General features: G+C 52.3%; 13 protein-coding genes and 2 pseudogenes. 6 read left to right on the top strand and 9 right to left on the bottom strand.

Annotation, left to right across the window (positions count from 1 at the left end; genetic code table 11):
• The first annotated feature begins 129 nt into the window (after positions 1–129).
• From SFA31_RS09380 to SFA31_RS09360, 5 genes are all read left to right on the top strand, one after another.
• Positions 130–1,521, top strand: a complete 1,392-nt coding sequence (locus SFA31_RS09380) for a cytochrome c peroxidase (protein WP_322837730.1) — start codon at positions 130–132, stop codon at positions 1,519–1,521.
• Between the two features lie 218 nt (positions 1,522–1,739).
• Entirely contained in the window at positions 1,740–3,614 is a 1,875-nt protein-coding gene (locus SFA31_RS09375; RefSeq protein WP_322837729.1) for a phospholipase effector Tle1 domain-containing protein, read from the top strand.
• Positions 3,605–4,264, top strand: a complete 660-nt coding sequence (locus SFA31_RS09370; RefSeq protein ID WP_322837728.1) for a DUF2931 family protein — start codon at positions 3,605–3,607, stop codon at positions 4,262–4,264. Before SFA31_RS09375 ends, SFA31_RS09370 begins: the two co-directional genes overlap by 10 nt.
• Positions 4,265–4,328: 64 nt before the next feature.
• Complete coding sequence (locus SFA31_RS09365; protein ID WP_322837727.1) at positions 4,329–4,880, top strand: DUF2931 family protein; 552 nt, start codon at positions 4,329–4,331, stop codon at positions 4,878–4,880.
• 165 nt (positions 4,881–5,045) lie between these two features.
• Entirely contained in the window at positions 5,046–5,705 is a 660-nt protein-coding gene (locus SFA31_RS09360) for a DUF2931 family protein (RefSeq protein WP_322837726.1), read from the top strand.
• 127 nt (positions 5,706–5,832) lie between these two features.
• Here SFA31_RS09360 and gcvP read toward each other — a convergent pair whose 3' ends face one another.
• From gcvP to SFA31_RS09315, 9 genes and pseudogenes are all read right to left on the bottom strand, one after another.
• The gene (gcvP, locus tag SFA31_RS09355) at positions 5,833–8,706 is read right to left on the bottom strand and encodes an aminomethyl-transferring glycine dehydrogenase (protein WP_322837725.1); all 2,874 of its coding nucleotides are present in this window, start codon (positions 8,704–8,706) and stop codon (positions 5,833–5,835) included.
• Positions 8,707–8,779: 73 nt separating this feature from the next.
• Positions 8,780–9,169, bottom strand: coding sequence for a glycine cleavage system protein GcvH (gene gcvH, locus SFA31_RS09350; protein WP_322837724.1), 390 nt, complete (start codon positions 9,167–9,169; stop codon positions 8,780–8,782).
• 20 nt (positions 9,170–9,189) lie between these two features.
• On the bottom strand, positions 9,190–10,287 hold the full coding sequence (gcvT, locus tag SFA31_RS09345) for a glycine cleavage system aminomethyltransferase GcvT (RefSeq protein ID WP_322837723.1): 1,098 nt from the start codon (positions 10,285–10,287) through the stop codon (positions 9,190–9,192).
• A gap of 200 nt (positions 10,288–10,487) precedes the next feature.
• Entirely contained in the window at positions 10,488–11,585 is a 1,098-nt protein-coding gene (locus tag SFA31_RS09340) for an acyltransferase (protein ID WP_322837722.1), read from the bottom strand.
• 57 nt (positions 11,586–11,642) lie between these two features.
• Positions 11,643–11,876, bottom strand: a pseudogene (locus SFA31_RS19075) (tail fiber assembly protein); the annotation flags it as partial.
• An 854-nt stretch (positions 11,877–12,730) separates the two neighbouring features.
• Positions 12,731–13,141 (bottom strand): annotated as a pseudogene (locus SFA31_RS09330) (phage tail protein); the annotation flags it as partial.
• Positions 13,142–13,143: 2 nt separating this feature from the next.
• Complete coding sequence (locus SFA31_RS09325; protein WP_322837720.1) at positions 13,144–13,722, bottom strand: phage tail protein I; 579 nt, start codon at positions 13,720–13,722, stop codon at positions 13,144–13,146.
• Positions 13,715–14,821 (bottom strand): baseplate assembly protein, encoded by a 1,107-nt coding sequence (locus SFA31_RS09320; protein WP_322837719.1) that lies wholly within the window; start codon positions 14,819–14,821, stop codon positions 13,715–13,717. The genes SFA31_RS09325 and SFA31_RS09320 overlap by 8 nt, the downstream gene beginning before the upstream one ends.
• Positions 14,812–15,159: a GPW/gp25 family protein gene (locus SFA31_RS09315; RefSeq protein WP_322837718.1), complete on the bottom strand. Its 348-nt coding sequence runs from the start codon at positions 15,157–15,159 to the stop codon at positions 14,812–14,814. Before SFA31_RS09315 ends, SFA31_RS09320 begins: the two co-directional genes overlap by 10 nt.
• A 145-nt stretch (positions 15,160–15,304) precedes the next feature.
• Here SFA31_RS09315 and SFA31_RS09310 point away from each other — a divergent pair, with 145 nt between their 5' ends.
• Complete coding sequence (locus SFA31_RS09310) at positions 15,305–15,493, top strand: hypothetical protein (protein WP_322837717.1); 189 nt, start codon at positions 15,305–15,307, stop codon at positions 15,491–15,493.
• The last annotated feature ends 38 nt before the right edge of the window (positions 15,494–15,531 follow it).

Here is a 15,531-nt window from a genome sequence, read left to right as displayed (position 1 = left end):
AGCTATCATAACGATAGCTTTTACCTGTCAGCTTCTTTGATACCTATCAACGCCCGCCCCGCCGTTCATCGCCACCATGTGGGCGTCGCGGGTGCGCGACGCTTGGTCTCTGGAAGGGATAACATAAAAATGAATAAGATAATGAAACTGGGTACCGCCGCTGTAGCGATTGCCGCCGTCGGCTACTTCGGGTTGGTAGGTTATGTCTGGTATCATGATACGCAGCGCCGTACCGCGGCTCCTGTGCAGAAATCTACCTCAGCGTTTAATAATAAGGTGTTAGGCATTATTCAGGAAAAAGGATGCAATTATTGCCATACGCAGTCTGGCGATCTGCCGTTTTATGCCAAATTTCCTATAGCCAAACAGCTTATGGAATACGATATGGCGCAGGGTTATAAATCGTTCAGCCTGGAAGGTATTGAGCGCAGCCTGCGGGAAGATAGGCCGGCCGAACAAAGCGATTTAACCAAAGTAGAGTGGGTGCTTGAGCATAATACTATGCCGCCCGGGCGCTATGTCGCCCTGCACTGGGCCGGCAATATCAGCGATGATGAACGCACCACGCTGCTGTCGTGGATACGGGATAATCGCCGCAAATACTATGCAACGGAAGATATGGCGGAACAGCATCGCAATGAGCCGGTACAGCCTATCCCCCGCTCGCTGCCGGTTGACCCAGAGAAAGTCGCGTTAGGCATGCGTTTGTATCACGATCCGCGCATTTCTGCGGATAACTCCATTTCATGCGCCCATTGCCACCAACTCGGCAAGGGCGGCGTCGACGGCAGAAAAACCTCTCTCGGCGTTAATAATCAGGTTGGGCCAATCAATGCCCCGACGGTGTTCAACGCGGTATTTAATGTTGAACAATTTTGGGACGGTCGCTCAGCCGATTTGAAAGCACAGGCCGGGGGGCCGCCGCTCAATCCTATCGAAATGGCCTCTACTTCGTGGGCGCAAATCGTCGGCAAACTGGATAAAGACGCGACGCTGGTTCGCGATTTTACCGCCGTGTATCCGCAGGGGTTATCCGGCGATACCATCACCGATGCCATCGCCGAATTTGAAAAAACGCTCATTACTCCCGACTCCCCATTCGATAAATATCTGCGCGGTGACGATAGCGCGCTTAACTCCCGGCAAAAACGCGGCTGGCAATTATTTAAAGATAATCGCTGCGCCACCTGCCACGGCGGCAAAATTCTCGGCGGTCGCTCGTATGAGCCTTTGGGGCTGCGTAAAGACTATTCGTTTGGAGAACTCACCCCGGCAGACGTAGGGCGCATGAACGTAACCCGCGATGTTCGCGACCGTTTACGCCAGAAGGTACCGACGCTGCGCAACGTTGCGCAAACGGCGCCGTATTTCCATCGTGGAGATGTCGCTACGCTGGACGAGGCGGTAAAACTGATGCTGCGCTATCAGGTCGGCACCGATCTACCGCAGCAGGACGTTGATGATATCGTCGCTTTCCTTGACAGCCTGACCGGCACCTATACGCCCTATCCGAATCATTAAGTCTTCCTCCTCATCCCCGCCCGGGGATGAGGCGTTTAGATTGTCGGCCACTCGCGCTGGCGGAGAACGGCAGTACAATTCTCATCTAATAGAATTCACCCTGAATTTTACCCGCAAAAAACTATTAAAAATCATCAAAAAACCGTTGCCAGCCGGTTGAATTTAAAACTATTAAGGTATGATGCTTTGATTTTATAACCATTTCATCATGAGGGATTATGACAACGGGATTTTTTCTGTATCACCTGGATAAAACAACCTGTGGCGGACGAATTCTTTCCGGTGCACCTGATGATACCTACGAAATTGGCGGCATTGAACGAGAGCAGGTCCGCGTAGGCGATCCGGTAACCTGCGGAAAGCACAAAGGGCGATTCCGCGTTTGTGGCGGCATGGGAGACACCTATGAAGTCAATGGCGCTCCAAAAGAGTGGGCCGGTTCTCTGGACAGCTACAGATCCTGCCCGTGCCGCGCCCGTTTTATCCCGTCAGTCCAGACGCACACCTATGAGCGTGACAGCAATGCAGGACGGGCGGCCGAGCGTGCGCAGGCCGCGGAGAAAAAGGCGCTCCAGTCAGACCCCGAACAGCGTGCCCAGACCGCGAAAAAGAAACGGGAAATCACGCTAACCATCGGCGTGTTCTTCGACGGTACCGGCAATAATGCGAATAACAGTACAGATCGTCAGGTCGCCTGCTCCGGTGAACATTACGGGATGAATGATGCAGACGCAGGATCTGCATATTCCCAGTGTGTCCAACTAAAACGTAATTACAGCGATACTGCCGCAGGGAGTTATCTCGGTTATTACACCAATGTGCATTGGCTCCAGACGTTATATAGCCAGAAGCTGATGCCTGCGACGGGAGTTGGCCAGTATGCCATTTATATCGAAGGCATCGGTACGGAGGATGGGATCGGCGACAGCACTTACGGGATGGGCACCGGCCGGGGCGATACCGGCGTTGTGAAAAAAACGGATAAAGCCGTGGCGTCACTCTCTGCCGGTATTCAGGGATATTTCAATAGGCATGTCGATGCCCGCACCTGCGTTATCAAAGAGCTGCAGTTTGATATTTTTGGCTTCAGTCGCGGGGCCGCAGCGGCGCGCCACTTTGCCAACCGGGTATTTAACCAGGACAGCACGATTGTATCGGCGATTAAGGCGGGGCTGGACGGGGTTGAGTTTGCCGGAATGCCCGGCGGCAAAACCCGCTTCCTGGGAATATTTGATACGGTGGCGGCCATCGGGACACCGATTAACGGCCTTAACCCGCACAGCGCGGACACCGGGGAGGTAAACCTGGTGCTGCGCCCGGGCGTAGCAGAGAAGGTGTTCCATATCACCGCCCAGCACGAATGCCGCTTTAACTTCGCACTGAACAGCGTGAAACCGGCGTGGCCGGAACTGGCCCTTCCCGGCGCGCATTCAGACATTGGCGGCGGCTATAACCCCAACGAGCACGAAGCCTATTTCCTTACCCGACCAATGTTTGAAACGGTGCCCCTTTCCACCCCGAATACGCAAACACAGATTTACCGGCAGACCTGTGCGCAACTGAAAGCGATGGATAGCTATCCTTCCATTGCGCCGCTGCTGAAGGTGGTAGAGGTAAATATCGATACCTGGCATGACGAGAGAATGCCCGCAGACCGTTACGGAACGCTACAGAAACGCAGCGCTGCCGCGCTGGTGATTGACCGCCCCACGCGTAATGACTGGTCGAAAGTGGTACTGAGGGTGATGCTTGATGCAGCACAGGATGCGGGTGTGGCATTCGATCCTATTCGAGATACAAATGCAGAATTAAGACTTCGGCCAGAACTCAACAGTCTTTGTGAAAAAGCGATTGTGATGGGCCGTGCCGCCCGCAGCGGTCAGCCTGCCAGCGGGTTTACTACGCCGGAAATCCTGATGCTGGCTGAAAAATATATCCACTGCTCGGCCAACTGGAACAGCGTGATGAAAGACGGTCGGGGAGTTATCCGCGGGGCGGTCAAACCGGCGAAGCTGGTGACTTTCACCAACCGGCCGGACGAGCGCTGGCAGCGTACAGTTTATGATATGGACGGGAATAAAATATGGAAATGATCCGCGTAGCCTGGCTTCTTCCGTTACTGGCGCTGACGGCCTGTCAGGGGAAACCTTTGCCCGGTGCCGCTGCGCAAAGTGATATGCCGAAAGAGTGGACCTTTGACTTTTTCACCCCCAAAGCACTGCCCGCGCTGGTGACGTTCGCGGCTATCCTTGATGCAGATGGCAGAGATTATCGATTTAATACGTTAAACAGTACACCTGATTTACCTATGGTTATGGGCGAGTGGAACGATCGGGATCGTACTCCTGGTGGCTACTGGAATCATGTTAATAGCCCTCCCCGACATATTATTTTTTGCTGGGACTCGATTATTGATAAGAGGGTGTATGAAACCCACCTGACAATCCCTAAACCTATTCTGGAAAAAATGCGTCGGCCCAGTGAGTTTAAAGATTATCGGGGAAAGACGGCCTATTACGACAGAGTACAAATCGGGCTGGCTCCGGAAGGGAAAGTAGCAGTCTGGTTACAGGGAAGTGGTTCTGAGCCTAATTATCGCGTCACTCTGTCAGTACTGAAAACGGTATCCGGGGATAAATTAGCTATTTGCAAAGGGGTGACAAAAAGCGATTTCTCCTATGGCTACGACAAAGACATAAAAGACTTTATCAAAGGGAAAAAATATCCATACGGAAGCTGGTGACCTTCACCAACCGGCCGGACGAGCACTGGCAGCGTACGGTCTACGATATGGACGGGAATAAAATATGGAAATGATCCGTCTGGCTGGTCTGATCCCGGTGCTTGTGCTAACGGCCTGCCACGGTACTGACCAGCCCAATATCTCAGTCAAAAATGATGTGCCGACGCAGTGGAAATTTAACTTTTTCACGCCAAAAGCATTGCCCGCAGTGGTGACGTTCGCGGTTATTCTTGATACAGACGGAGGAGCATCCCGGTTCGTTACGCTGAACAGCACCCCGGATATGCCCAATATGGTAGGAAGATGGAACGACCGGGATCGGGCACCGGGAGGACACTGGAACCACGTCAAGCATCTACCCAGGCAGTTTTTTTTCTGCTGGGATTCGGTGATAGATAAAAAAGTGTATGAAACTTACCTGACCCTGCCTGATGACATTGTGGAAAAGATGGGCAGCCCCAGCGGGAAAAGCGATCCGTACCATAGCGCCTATGACACCGTGCAAATTGGTTTGGCCCCGGAAGGTAAGGTTGCAGTCTGGCTTAATGGTATCGGATTTGAACCTAATTATCGCGTCACTCCGTCAGTACGAAAACGGTATCCGGGGATAAATTAGCTATTTGCAAAGGGGTGACAAAAAGCGATTTCTCCTATGGATACGACAAGGACATAAAAGACTTTATCAAAGGGAAAAAATACCCATATGGAAGCTGGTGACCTTCACCAACCGGCCGGACGAGCGCTGGCAGCGTACAGTTTATGATATGGACGGGAATAAAATATGGAAATGATCCGCGTAGCCTGGCTTCTTCCGTTACTGGCGCTGGCGGCCTGTCAGGGAAAACCTTTGCCCGGTACCGCTGCGCAAAGTGATATGCCGAAAGAGTGGTGGTTTAATTTTTTCACACCTAAAACACTTCCTGCAATCGCGACATTTGCCGTTGTTCAGGACGCTGACGGTAAAGTTTATGAGTTTAATACTCTCGACAGCACTAAAGCACTTAATGGTGTAATGGATAAATGGAACGATAACGCCCGAACGCTCAACGGGCACTGGAATCACGTTAGACGCCCTCCCAGGCATATTATTTTTTGCTGGGACTCAGTTATCGATAAAAAAGTATATGAGACTGCGCTGACTATCCCTAGACCCCTCCTTGATAAAATGTTGATGCCAGGCCATAAAGACCATCAGGGCAATGAGAAGTATTATAACGCCATACAAATTGGCTTGGCTCCAGAAGGAAAAGTGACCGTCTGGTTAAGCGGCGTATCCCGAGGAGAGCCTAATTATCGCATCACTCCGTCAGTACTGAAAACGGTATCCGGGGATAAACTGGAGCTTTGCAAAGGGGTAACGCGATTTTCTAACGGCTATGAATACGGAAAAAATACTGAAGACTTTATCAAAGGGAAAAAATACCCATATGGAAGCTGGTGACCAACCCATTACTCCTGGAGAAGTTTCCTAAGAGCTTTTGAGGCTTAATGGATATTTAATAACCTCCGTTTCCCAAACAATCCAAAGGGCGCTATGCGCCCTTTTTATAATGCTCATCCGCCGTCAGTTACTGATATTCGCTAATTGGTACACAGGCACAGAACAAGTTACGATCGCCATACACATCATCCAGCCGTTTCACCGTCGGCCAGTATTTATTTTCTGCGCCACCAGGGAATACGGCCAGCTTCCGTGAGTACGGATGATGCCACTCCGCTACTAGTTCCTGCTGCACGTGCGGCGCATTCACCAGCGGATTATCTTCTAATGGCCATTCCCCCTGTACGACGCGATCAATCTCTGCCCGTATAGCCAGCATCGCCTCAATAAAGCGATCCAGTTCGACCAGGCTTTCCGATTCGGTGGGTTCTACCATTAATGTTCCCGCCACGGGGAATGACATCGTCGGCGCATGAAAACCGTAATCGATAAGGCGCTTAGCAATATCTAGCTCACCGATCCCGGTCGCCTCTTTCAGGGGGCGAATATCGAGAATACATTCATGGGCAACGCGCCCGTCACGGCCGCTGTACAGTACGGAATAGGCATTCTGCAGCCGGCAGGCGATGTAGTTAGCATTCAGAATGGCGACCTGGCTGGCTTTTTTCAGCCCCTCAGTGCCCATCATACGAATATACATCCAGCTAATCGGTAATATGGACGCGCTGCCGAACGGCGCGGCGGAGACCGCGCCCTGCGTCGTGAGTATATCCTCGATCTGCACCACGCTGTGCCCGGGAACAAACGGCGCCAGATGTGCCTTCACGGCTATCGGCCCCATGCCGGGGCCGCCGCCGCCGTGCGGAATACAGAATGTTTTATGCAGATTAAGATGGGAAACATCCGCTCCGATATAGCCAGGCGTGGTGATCCCCACCTGAGCATTCATATTGGCGCCGTCCAGATAAACCTGCCCGCCGTAGCGGTGGATAATGTCGCACACCTCGCGAATCGTCTCTTCATACACGCCGTGCGTCGAGGGATAGGTCACCATCACACAGGAAAGCCGGTCGCCCGCCTGTTCAGCTTTATCCCGCAGATCCGCCACATCAATATTGCCCTGCCTGTCGCAGGCGACCACCACCACCTGCAGCCCCGCCATTTGCGCCGATGCGGGATTAGTGCCGTGCGCCGAGCTGGGGATCAGGCAAATATCGCGCGCGGTCTGGTTAAGACTTTCATGATACCGCCGGATAGCCAGTAACCCGGCGTACTCGCCCTGCGCTCCGGAGTTTGGCTGCATACAAAGGGCGTCGTAACCGGTGATCTGTATCAGCCATTCAGAAAGCTGGGCTATCATCGCGCGATACCCCTCCGCCTGTTCAGGCGGGCAGAACGGATGCAACTGGGCAAACTCGGGCCAAGTAATCGGGATCATCTCCGCCGCCGCGTTTAACTTCATCGTGCAGGAACCAAGCGGGATCATCGCCTGATTCAGCGCCAGGTCTTTACGCTCCAGGCTATGCATATAGCGCATCATTTCGGTTTCGCTGTGATAGCGCAGGAAAACCGGGTGCTGCAATATTGCATCGCTGCGCCGCATCGCCGCAGGCAGCGAGCAGCTATCCAGCGCAACGTCTTTATCCAGCGTATCCGGGTTAAGCCCGTGCCCTTCGCCGAGCAGAATATCAAACAGCGTGATAATATCCGCCCGCGTTGTGGTCTCATCCAGCGTAATACCCACCGCGCCGGGTAAATCGCTGCGTAAATTAACCCGCCGCGCCTGGGCGCGCGCCAGCACGCTGGCCTTATCGGCAACCTCAACGCACAGCGTATCAAACCAGCTCGCGTGCCTGAGCGTGAGCCCCTGTTGCTGCAAGCCCGCCGCCAGAATATCCGCCAGACGATGTACTCGCTCAGCGATGCGTCGTAATCCTTCCGGCCCGTGGTACACCGCATAAAATCCGGCAATGTTAGCCAGCAACACCTGCGAAGTGCAGATATTCGAATTCGCTTTTTCACGGCGAATATGCTGTTCACGCGTCTGCATCGCCATTCTCAGCGCGGTATTCCCCGCAGCATCACGCGAAACGCCGATGATGCGGCCAGGCATCGAGCGCTTATAGGCGTCGCGCGTCGCAAAGAACGCAGCATGCGGGCCGCCATAGCCCATAGGCACGCCAAAGCGCTGCGCTGAGCCGAAAACGATATCAGCACCCTGGTGGCCTGGTGCGGTTAATGTGACCAGCGCCAGTAAATCCGCCGCCACGCTGACCACAATCTGGCGAGCTTTTAGCTCTGCAATCAGCGCGCCGTAATCGTGAATTTCGCCGCTGCTGCCCGCCTGCTGTAGCAATACGCCAAAGAGGTTTGAATGCTCGCAGGCCTTATTCGCGTCATCCACTACGACCTCAAAACCAAATGTGGCCGCGCGGGTACGCACTACGTCTATGGTTTGCGGATGTACGTCCTGCGCAACAAAAAAGCGGCTCGCGTCTTTCACTTTGCTTATGCGCTTCGCCATCGCCATTGCTTCGGCCGCAGCGGTCGCTTCATCCAGTAGCGAGGCAGAGGCAACATCCATGCCGGTTAAATCAATCGTCGCCTGCTGGAAATTCAGTAGCGCTTCCAGTCGCCCCTGAGACACTTCAGGCTGATAGGGCGTGTACGCCGTGTACCAGCCGGGGTTTTCCAGCATGTTGCGCAAAATTACCGGCGGTGTATGTACCGCGGCGTAGCCCATCCCAATATAGGTTTTAAAACATTGGTTGCGGGCGGCGATGGCTTTAAGCTCCGCCAGCGCCGACTCTTCCGTCGCCGCTTCCCCGGTCTGGGGTGGCTGGGCGAGTTGAATATCGGCGGGTACGATTTGCGCTATCAGATCGTCAAGCGACGCAGCGCCTACCGTGTCCAGCATCTGCTGGATCTGTTGCGGGGAAGAACCAATGTGTCTTACAACAAAAGCATCGCTATTTTCTAACTGGCGTAGAGTTTGAGTCATGGCGAACATCCAGGTAACCGGGTATACAGACGTAAAACGAAAACCGGACGCCTGTCGCATCCGGTTTCCCGTATTATTCGTTATCGAGCAGCGCCTGATAGGCTTCAGCGTCAAGCAGTGCCGCTATTTCGCTTTCATCGCTGGCTTTAATTTTGAAAATCCAGCCGTCATCGTACGGAGCGCTATTTACACGCTCCGGCTCATCGTTCAGCGCCTCATTCACTGCCACAATTTCCCCGCTGACCGGCGCATAGATATCCGAAGCGGCCTTTACTGATTCAGCGACGGCGCAATCAGCGCCCGCGGCTACCGTGGCGCCAGGCTCAGGTAAATCGATAAAAACCATATCGCCGAGTAGCTGCTGTGCGTGCTCAGTGATACCAACGGTATAACTGCCGTCAGCTTCCTTACGCAGCCATTCATGTTCACGGGTATATCTCAACGTATCTGGCAGATTACTCATGGCAGTCTCCTGAAGTTAAATTAGCGGGCCACCGGTTTACCGGCGCGAACAAAAATAGGTTTGGTAACGGCAACCGGCATTTCCCGATTGCGAATTTGTACGATGGCGGTATCACCGATATCCGGGGGAACGCGCGCCAGCGCAATGCTATAGCCCAGCGTAGGGGAAAACGTGCCGCTGGTGATAACCCCAGCCTGCTGATTGCCATGTGCATCTGAAAAATGTACCGGTAAGCCACCGCGCAGAACGCCTTTGTCCTTCATTACCAGCCCGACCAGTTTTTCGGTTCCGCGCTCGCGCTGCGATTCCAGCGCCTCGCGGCCAATAAACTCACGATCGGCGGGTTCCCAGGCAATTGTCCAGCCCATATTCGCTGCCAGCGGCGATACGCCTTCGTCCATATCCTGACCGTAAAGATTCATTCCCGCTTCGAGGCGCAGCGTGTCCCGCGCGCCAAGTCCGCAAGGGGTAACGCCAGCCGCCAGCAGCCGCTGCCAAAGCGCGGCCGCTAGCTCATTCGGCAAAGCGATTTCATAGCCGGGTTCACCGGTATACCCCGTGGTAGCAATAAATACATCGCCGCTTTGCACGCCAAAAAATGGCTTCATGCCCTCAATGGCTTTACGCTGCTGTTCAGTCAATACGCTGGCTGCCTTTTGGCACGCATTCGGCCCCTGAACGGCAATAAGCGCTAAATCGTCGCGCACGGTAATGTCGATATCGTAAGATTCCGCATGTCGGGTAATCCAGGTGAGATCTTTTTCCCGCGTCGCAGAATTGACCACCAACCGGAAAAAGTCTTCCGCCAGAAAGTAGACAATCAGGTCGTCAATCACTCCACCGGAGGCATTAAGCATACCGGTGTACAGCGCTTTCCCAGGCAAGGTCAGCTTCGCCACATCATTTGCCAGTAAATAACGCAAAAATTCACGCGTGCGGCTGCCGTGTAAATCAACGATCGTCATATGCGAGACATCAAACATGCCAGCGTCATTTCGCACAGCATTGTGCTCATCAATCTGTGAGCCATAATGCAGCGGCATCATCCAGCCGTGGAAGTCCACCATGCGCGCGCCGCACTGGGCATGCTGTTCGAACAAAGGGGTCTTTTGAGTCATGAGGTCCTCTTTATAAAACCTGTCCTGGTCGGCCATGGTATTACCCGCAAAAACGGTTTACTTAACTGATGCGCCGCGCGATAAATGTGTCCATTTCCGTGAGATAAATGGCATCGCAGCGGCGTTTCAATCTGTGTAAAAGAATTACATCCAGTGGACTTCGCGTATCAGACCATCGCAGCTGTAAACTTGTTGTCACCTCATGACCGGCTTCTGTTCCCTTGGATCAAGCCATCGGCATTCCCGTTAATTTTCATATACTGACTAACCCGTATTGCTGGTTTTTCTACACAGACATGACAAAACCACGACAGAATTAGCAGTATCATCAGGAGGACAGAAGCGTAGGCGAAAAGTGTTGAATCTGACATTCCTCTGTAAAAAATAAATTTTTGGAAATACGCAAAAGATACGCCGTGCAGAAGATACAAGGGGTAGGACACATCGCCTAAAAACTTCAGCACAACATGAACATACCTCACTGACAGCAGGTTGCCGATCAAGAAAAAAACGGCGCACAACAGTACCGTAAGCAAAACAAACACCAACTTGTTAGTGCCTGTGACAATATTTATCTGGTTACCTGTTACAGGATAAAGCGTAAAGACAAGCGCTAACCCCATAACTGCCACAAACAACAGCCCTTTTCTTCTACCCACATAGGGGAGCAGGAGTTTAGCCAGTATCACTCCTGCGATAAAAAAGTAAATTTGGTTCATTGGATTGATATAGTCTGGCCACTGGCTGGCGAGGGTTTGATGAGAATCCAGGAGAAAGAAGGCGCTATGGATGAGAGTTACTATCAATAGCCCCCCCATCAGTACAAGTGACGACACCCATTTTGTAGCAAGAATAAACACTGGAAACAGCAGGTAAAAAACGACTTCGTTTCCTATAGACCATCCCCCCATGATTATGTATTCCGTTGGGTTCGTGATTCCAAAGATCAAAAGTACATTTTGTGTGTACTTCCAGACATCTATAGAGAAGCCGTTTACGAAGAGCACACCGAATGCGGTAGCGAAGACAAGCGCAACCCAATAGGTTGGGGCCAACCTAAAAAATCGTCTGACGAGAAACTTCAGATACTGACCAGCACACCATTTGTCGCGCTGATGTGCGAGATAAAGGGCCATGCCGCTAATTATATAAAATGCAGACACGGCGTAAATACCCAGGCGTCCCAACAAAGTGCCAGAATCTGTCACCCCCCAATCAGTAAACTGATAAATAAAATGATAAAAAACAATACTAAGTGACATAGCGCCACGTAAGTAGTCTATTGATTGGATACGCATGTCTTCCCCTCAGGTTTTGTGCGCGAAAAGTAGCAAATTACGGGGTGACAGTAAATTTTAAGCTTGTGGTTTTTCAGGCCAATTCACGTCAGGAGCGTTTGATGTATCAGTCCTGTTAACCAGAACCCGATATTTTTTCCAGCTTGTCAGTTTCTTCACTTCATCATCAGTTGCTATTCCAAGATCAACCGCATCTTGTAATGGAGCGATTGCTGATGTGGCTTCACTCAGAAGGCTCTCCCTCATATTTTCTGCGTCAGCAATTCTCTCTGATTTTGGAGGTAATACCTCTTCGGGCGGTGAAAATACGCCATTGAGATAAGTCCCGCCTATGACACAAGGCCCATTACCTTCGTACAGGACTGTATTCATATCCTCTGGCTTGTCCCATTTTGACTCACCATCCCAGATAATCGTATTCACTACGATCCCGTCATTGTTAACAATGGCATAGGTACTCATTACGCATACTCCCAAACAATCACAACACCATCGGCACCGCGGCCACCCGCATATGCGATATCAGTCCCGTTAAAGGACCAACTTTTTGCACCACCACCACCAGAACCAAACGCATTGGCATCTGGTCCTGTGCCTATCGCTGTATGAGATCCTCCACCATCACCAAACGCAGAGCGTCCCCCCATCCCGGCCACTGCACTGATAATACTGGATGCTCCCAATCTGACGGCAAAAACAAATGTTCCGGCGTAACCACTCGAATAGAGATTGGCACCAATAACTACAGGTCTTTCGTTAGATGGTGCATTCAGACCAGTCGTGACTGCTGTTGAACCACTTGGTAAAGTTGCTCCGCCAAAACCACCGCCAGCTGACATTAAATCTCCAAACGTTGTTATGCCTCCAGCACCGCCTCCCGCACCTTGAACGCCCACTCCTCCAGCGCCAATTGAAATGGAATAACTATCTTCTAAGTCAGTAAAAATAGATTTTCCATAGCATCCTTCAGCCCCACCGGCGCCAATACTACAATTTCCTGCGGTTACAGCCTGGCTGCCACCTCCAGCACCTCCAGCACCCTGAACCTCAACGACTATTTTTTTTGTGCCAGGTGTTGGAATATAAACCTGGCTGGTGGTAATGACCTTAATATTCACAAGACGGCCTACAACCCCATTATTCATTAGTCCAAGGTTTTGAAGAAAAGTAGTCTTGTCGGGAATATCCGCCCCATTCTGATCCTGTGACAGCTTGCCCGCAACGGTGTTAGCCAGAGCCGATATATTTTTAGCCACAAACTCCGTCGTCGCCAGCTTCTTGCTGTTATCGCTATTTGCAGGCGTGGGCGCTGTTGGCGTGCCGGTGAATGTCGGGCTGGCTTTCGGTGCGTACTGTGTATGCGGGTCTGCTGCCGCGATGTGTTTCGCAAGGTCTGTACCGCCTTTTTCAACCTGTTGTTTCAGGTACAGCGTGCGGCTGGCCAGTTGTTTACCCTGACGGTTAGAAATCCCGTCAGGCCCGCCCAGAACGGGGTCAGAGACCTCAATCTGATAGATGCCGTCTTCCCACTGCGGGGTTTCAGGTAGGTTTGCCATAATTAACTGCTCCCGTGGTTATAGCTGCCGTCGTAGTTGACGGTGTTGTTGTAGCGAATGGCGACAGACTGATACTCAAGGCTCGCCAGATGGCAGCGGGCCGGAGCAAAAGCAGCGAGCGTCTTACGTAACAGTGCCGCCTGATCGTTAGTAATGGGCTGTTGAAGGATGACTCGATAGACCGCCCAGGCTTCCACATCGCCATGGACGAAAAGCCCGTTGTAAGTGTGTTTGCCGTCGTAGCCGATCTGGCCAGTGCCTTCAATCAGATCCACTTCGCCGAAGCCGAAACGGCGGATAATTTCCCGGATTGACCACGGCGTCCCTTTGTAGCGGTGCAGCTCGATAGCGGATTTGATAAGCATGCGGCGTACATCGTCCGATTCCGCCAGCTCCCAGCCATCGCCGAACAGCGAGAACTGTTCGCCCAGCCATGGCAGTGCAGAGCTGTCGACGATATCAACCAGATAAACCATCAGTACGCTAAGGTTAATGCTGTTCATTCGTGCGGCCAGACTTCCCAGCGTTCTGAAACTGATATCACTCTCAAGAGAAGGCGGCAGTTGTAGTGGATTAATCATCGGATACACCAGTAATATTCAGGGTGATGGCAGTACAATTTGCCCATTCGTTTTCCGCTACAACTCGCAAAGCCGGTGTTATTAGTTCGACCTGATACACCCCTTCAACCGACAGCACACTGATAATTTGGCTGGGGACGATATCGCGCCCCAGTGTGGCGGCGCGGGATGCCACCCAGTTCTGTATAGCGCTACTGGCGGCATTCTTGACAGAATTAGCATCCTGGTCGCGATAGATAGTAATATTGGCCGCTATGGTATAATCCACCTGAAGGGGGGAAATAACTTTTACCGTATCCGTGAGTGGCCGGACCTTCTCATCGGAACAAAAGCTATAAACAGCCTGAAGAATTTCTGCATCAGGCAAGCCTGTGCTGAGTAACGGATAAAGAAGCACCACTCCGGGTATTATATTTTTCGGGACGGCAACATCTACAATGCTGGGATGTACTGACATGGCGTGAAAACGATATGCCATCCGGCTTCCGGCATTGGTGTATGACTCTGGGGCCAGCCTGATGCGCTCACGCAGCCGGTCATTGTCTTCCTGCTCCGAGCCACCAGAACTGGCCGCCAGATTGCTTACCTGCAGGTCGACGCTGTCAATCTCATCCAATAGCTGGCTGACCTGAGCCACCTGCCAGCCGTTGCCTGCATCGCCGGGTTCGGTACAGGTCGCCGTGGCGTTGACCAGCAGAAGCCCCGCCTTCAGCACCACGTCGGCATCGGTGGCAAAAATGACGCTGTTGGAGGCGCTAACGCGAGTGCCAGCCGGTATCAGCACATCCATTTCCAGTGGATCATCGACGGCGAACTGGAGCGTAGTGGAGGCAGGTTGCGCGGCCAGACGGTATACGCCTACCAGCTCACCGAGGTAATCAATCATCGGCTCACGGGCAAAGGCGACCAGATTCTGTTTGGCGGCTTCCTGCACGGCTACTCTGACCAGCATTTCGCGGTAGGCCCACAGGTCAATCAGCAAACGTTCCGCCTGTGCCGGATACAGCGTCTTGCCTGTATCAGCCTCATACTTCGCAATCATTTCAGCCGTGATTTTATCGGCATCGCGTTCAATAAAGTCGGGTTCTGTCAGCGCCATAGCAGTTCCTGAGTCCGGGGTTGTCCGTCTGAGCCTTTCCAGCTCACCCGGAGCGTAAGATGCTCGCCATCGACGGCGGGTTTAACCGACATAAGCTGGCAACGAGTCTCCCAGCGACGGATAGCATCGACTGACTCGCGCACAACGTGTGGAATAGCCCGTTCAACGGGCCAGTCGATATAAAGATGCAGGTTGCTGCCGAACTCCGGGCGGTGCGGGTCGCTGCCGCGAGGAGTGCGCAGAATGATTTGAATGGCCTGCCAGATATCATCCAGCCCCTGGACGATTTCGCCAGGGGCCTGCAGGGCCGGTTGCCAGAATACGGAGGTTGTTTTCATAGGGGCAGTATTGCCCCTACTCAGGAACGCCGATATTAAAGGCGTTTAGGAACAGTTACTGGTGCGATAGCCTGCTCTATAGAGAGTTGAAATGGTGAAAAAAGACCTAACATCTTGTAGGCATGCATTTTAAAAAGGAGTTTTTATGAAGAAAAAAATGTTTCAGCTGACGAACAAAAATCATTTTATTAACCCTGATCACATTGTTGAAGCTCGCTGGGAACCCGTCAGTGGCAGATTCACGATAACACTTACAACGGGTAAACAAATTCCGCTTGATGAGAGTGACGGTCTGTATCTAAAAGATATATTTGATTTTGAAAGACCTCTCTGAATCTTGTTGATGAGGCCGCGCAATGCGGCCTTTTCTTT

The organism is Erwinia sp. HR93 (assembly GCF_034555055.1).
GTDB classification, from domain to species: Bacteria; Pseudomonadota; Gammaproteobacteria; order Enterobacterales; family Enterobacteriaceae; genus Apirhabdus; species Apirhabdus apintestini.
Note: the sequence above shows the minus strand (reverse complement) of the source record. Positions and strands in the feature narration are given on the sequence as shown.

Coding starts and splice junctions, on each gene's coding strand:
- SFA31_RS09380 (WP_322837730.1), top strand. CDS start 130: ATGAATAAGATAATGAAACTGGGTACCGCCGCTGTAGCGATTGCCGCC.
- gcvT (WP_322837723.1), bottom strand. CDS start 10,287: ATGACTCAAAAGACCCCTTTGTTCGAACAGCATGCCCAGTGCGGCGCG.
- SFA31_RS09340 (WP_322837722.1), bottom strand. CDS start 11,585: ATGCGTATCCAATCAATAGACTACTTACGTGGCGCTATGTCACTTAGT.
- SFA31_RS09365 (WP_322837727.1), top strand. CDS start 4,329: ATGGAAATGATCCGTCTGGCTGGTCTGATCCCGGTGCTTGTGCTAACG.
- SFA31_RS09375 (WP_322837729.1), top strand. CDS start 1,740: ATGACAACGGGATTTTTTCTGTATCACCTGGATAAAACAACCTGTGGC.
- gcvH (WP_322837724.1), bottom strand. CDS start 9,169: ATGAGTAATCTGCCAGATACGTTGAGATATACCCGTGAACATGAATGG.
- SFA31_RS09320 (WP_322837719.1), bottom strand. CDS start 14,821: ATGGCGCTGACAGAACCCGACTTTATTGAACGCGATGCCGATAAAATC.
- SFA31_RS09360 (WP_322837726.1), top strand. CDS start 5,046: ATGGAAATGATCCGCGTAGCCTGGCTTCTTCCGTTACTGGCGCTGGCG.
- gcvP (WP_322837725.1), bottom strand. CDS start 8,706: ATGACTCAAACTCTACGCCAGTTAGAAAATAGCGATGCTTTTGTTGTA.
- SFA31_RS09310 (WP_322837717.1), top strand. CDS start 15,305: ATGAAGAAAAAAATGTTTCAGCTGACGAACAAAAATCATTTTATTAAC.
- SFA31_RS09370 (WP_322837728.1), top strand. CDS start 3,605: ATGGAAATGATCCGCGTAGCCTGGCTTCTTCCGTTACTGGCGCTGACG.
- SFA31_RS09315 (WP_322837718.1), bottom strand. CDS start 15,159: ATGAAAACAACCTCCGTATTCTGGCAACCGGCCCTGCAGGCCCCTGGC.
- SFA31_RS09325 (WP_322837720.1), bottom strand. CDS start 13,722: ATGATTAATCCACTACAACTGCCGCCTTCTCTTGAGAGTGATATCAGT.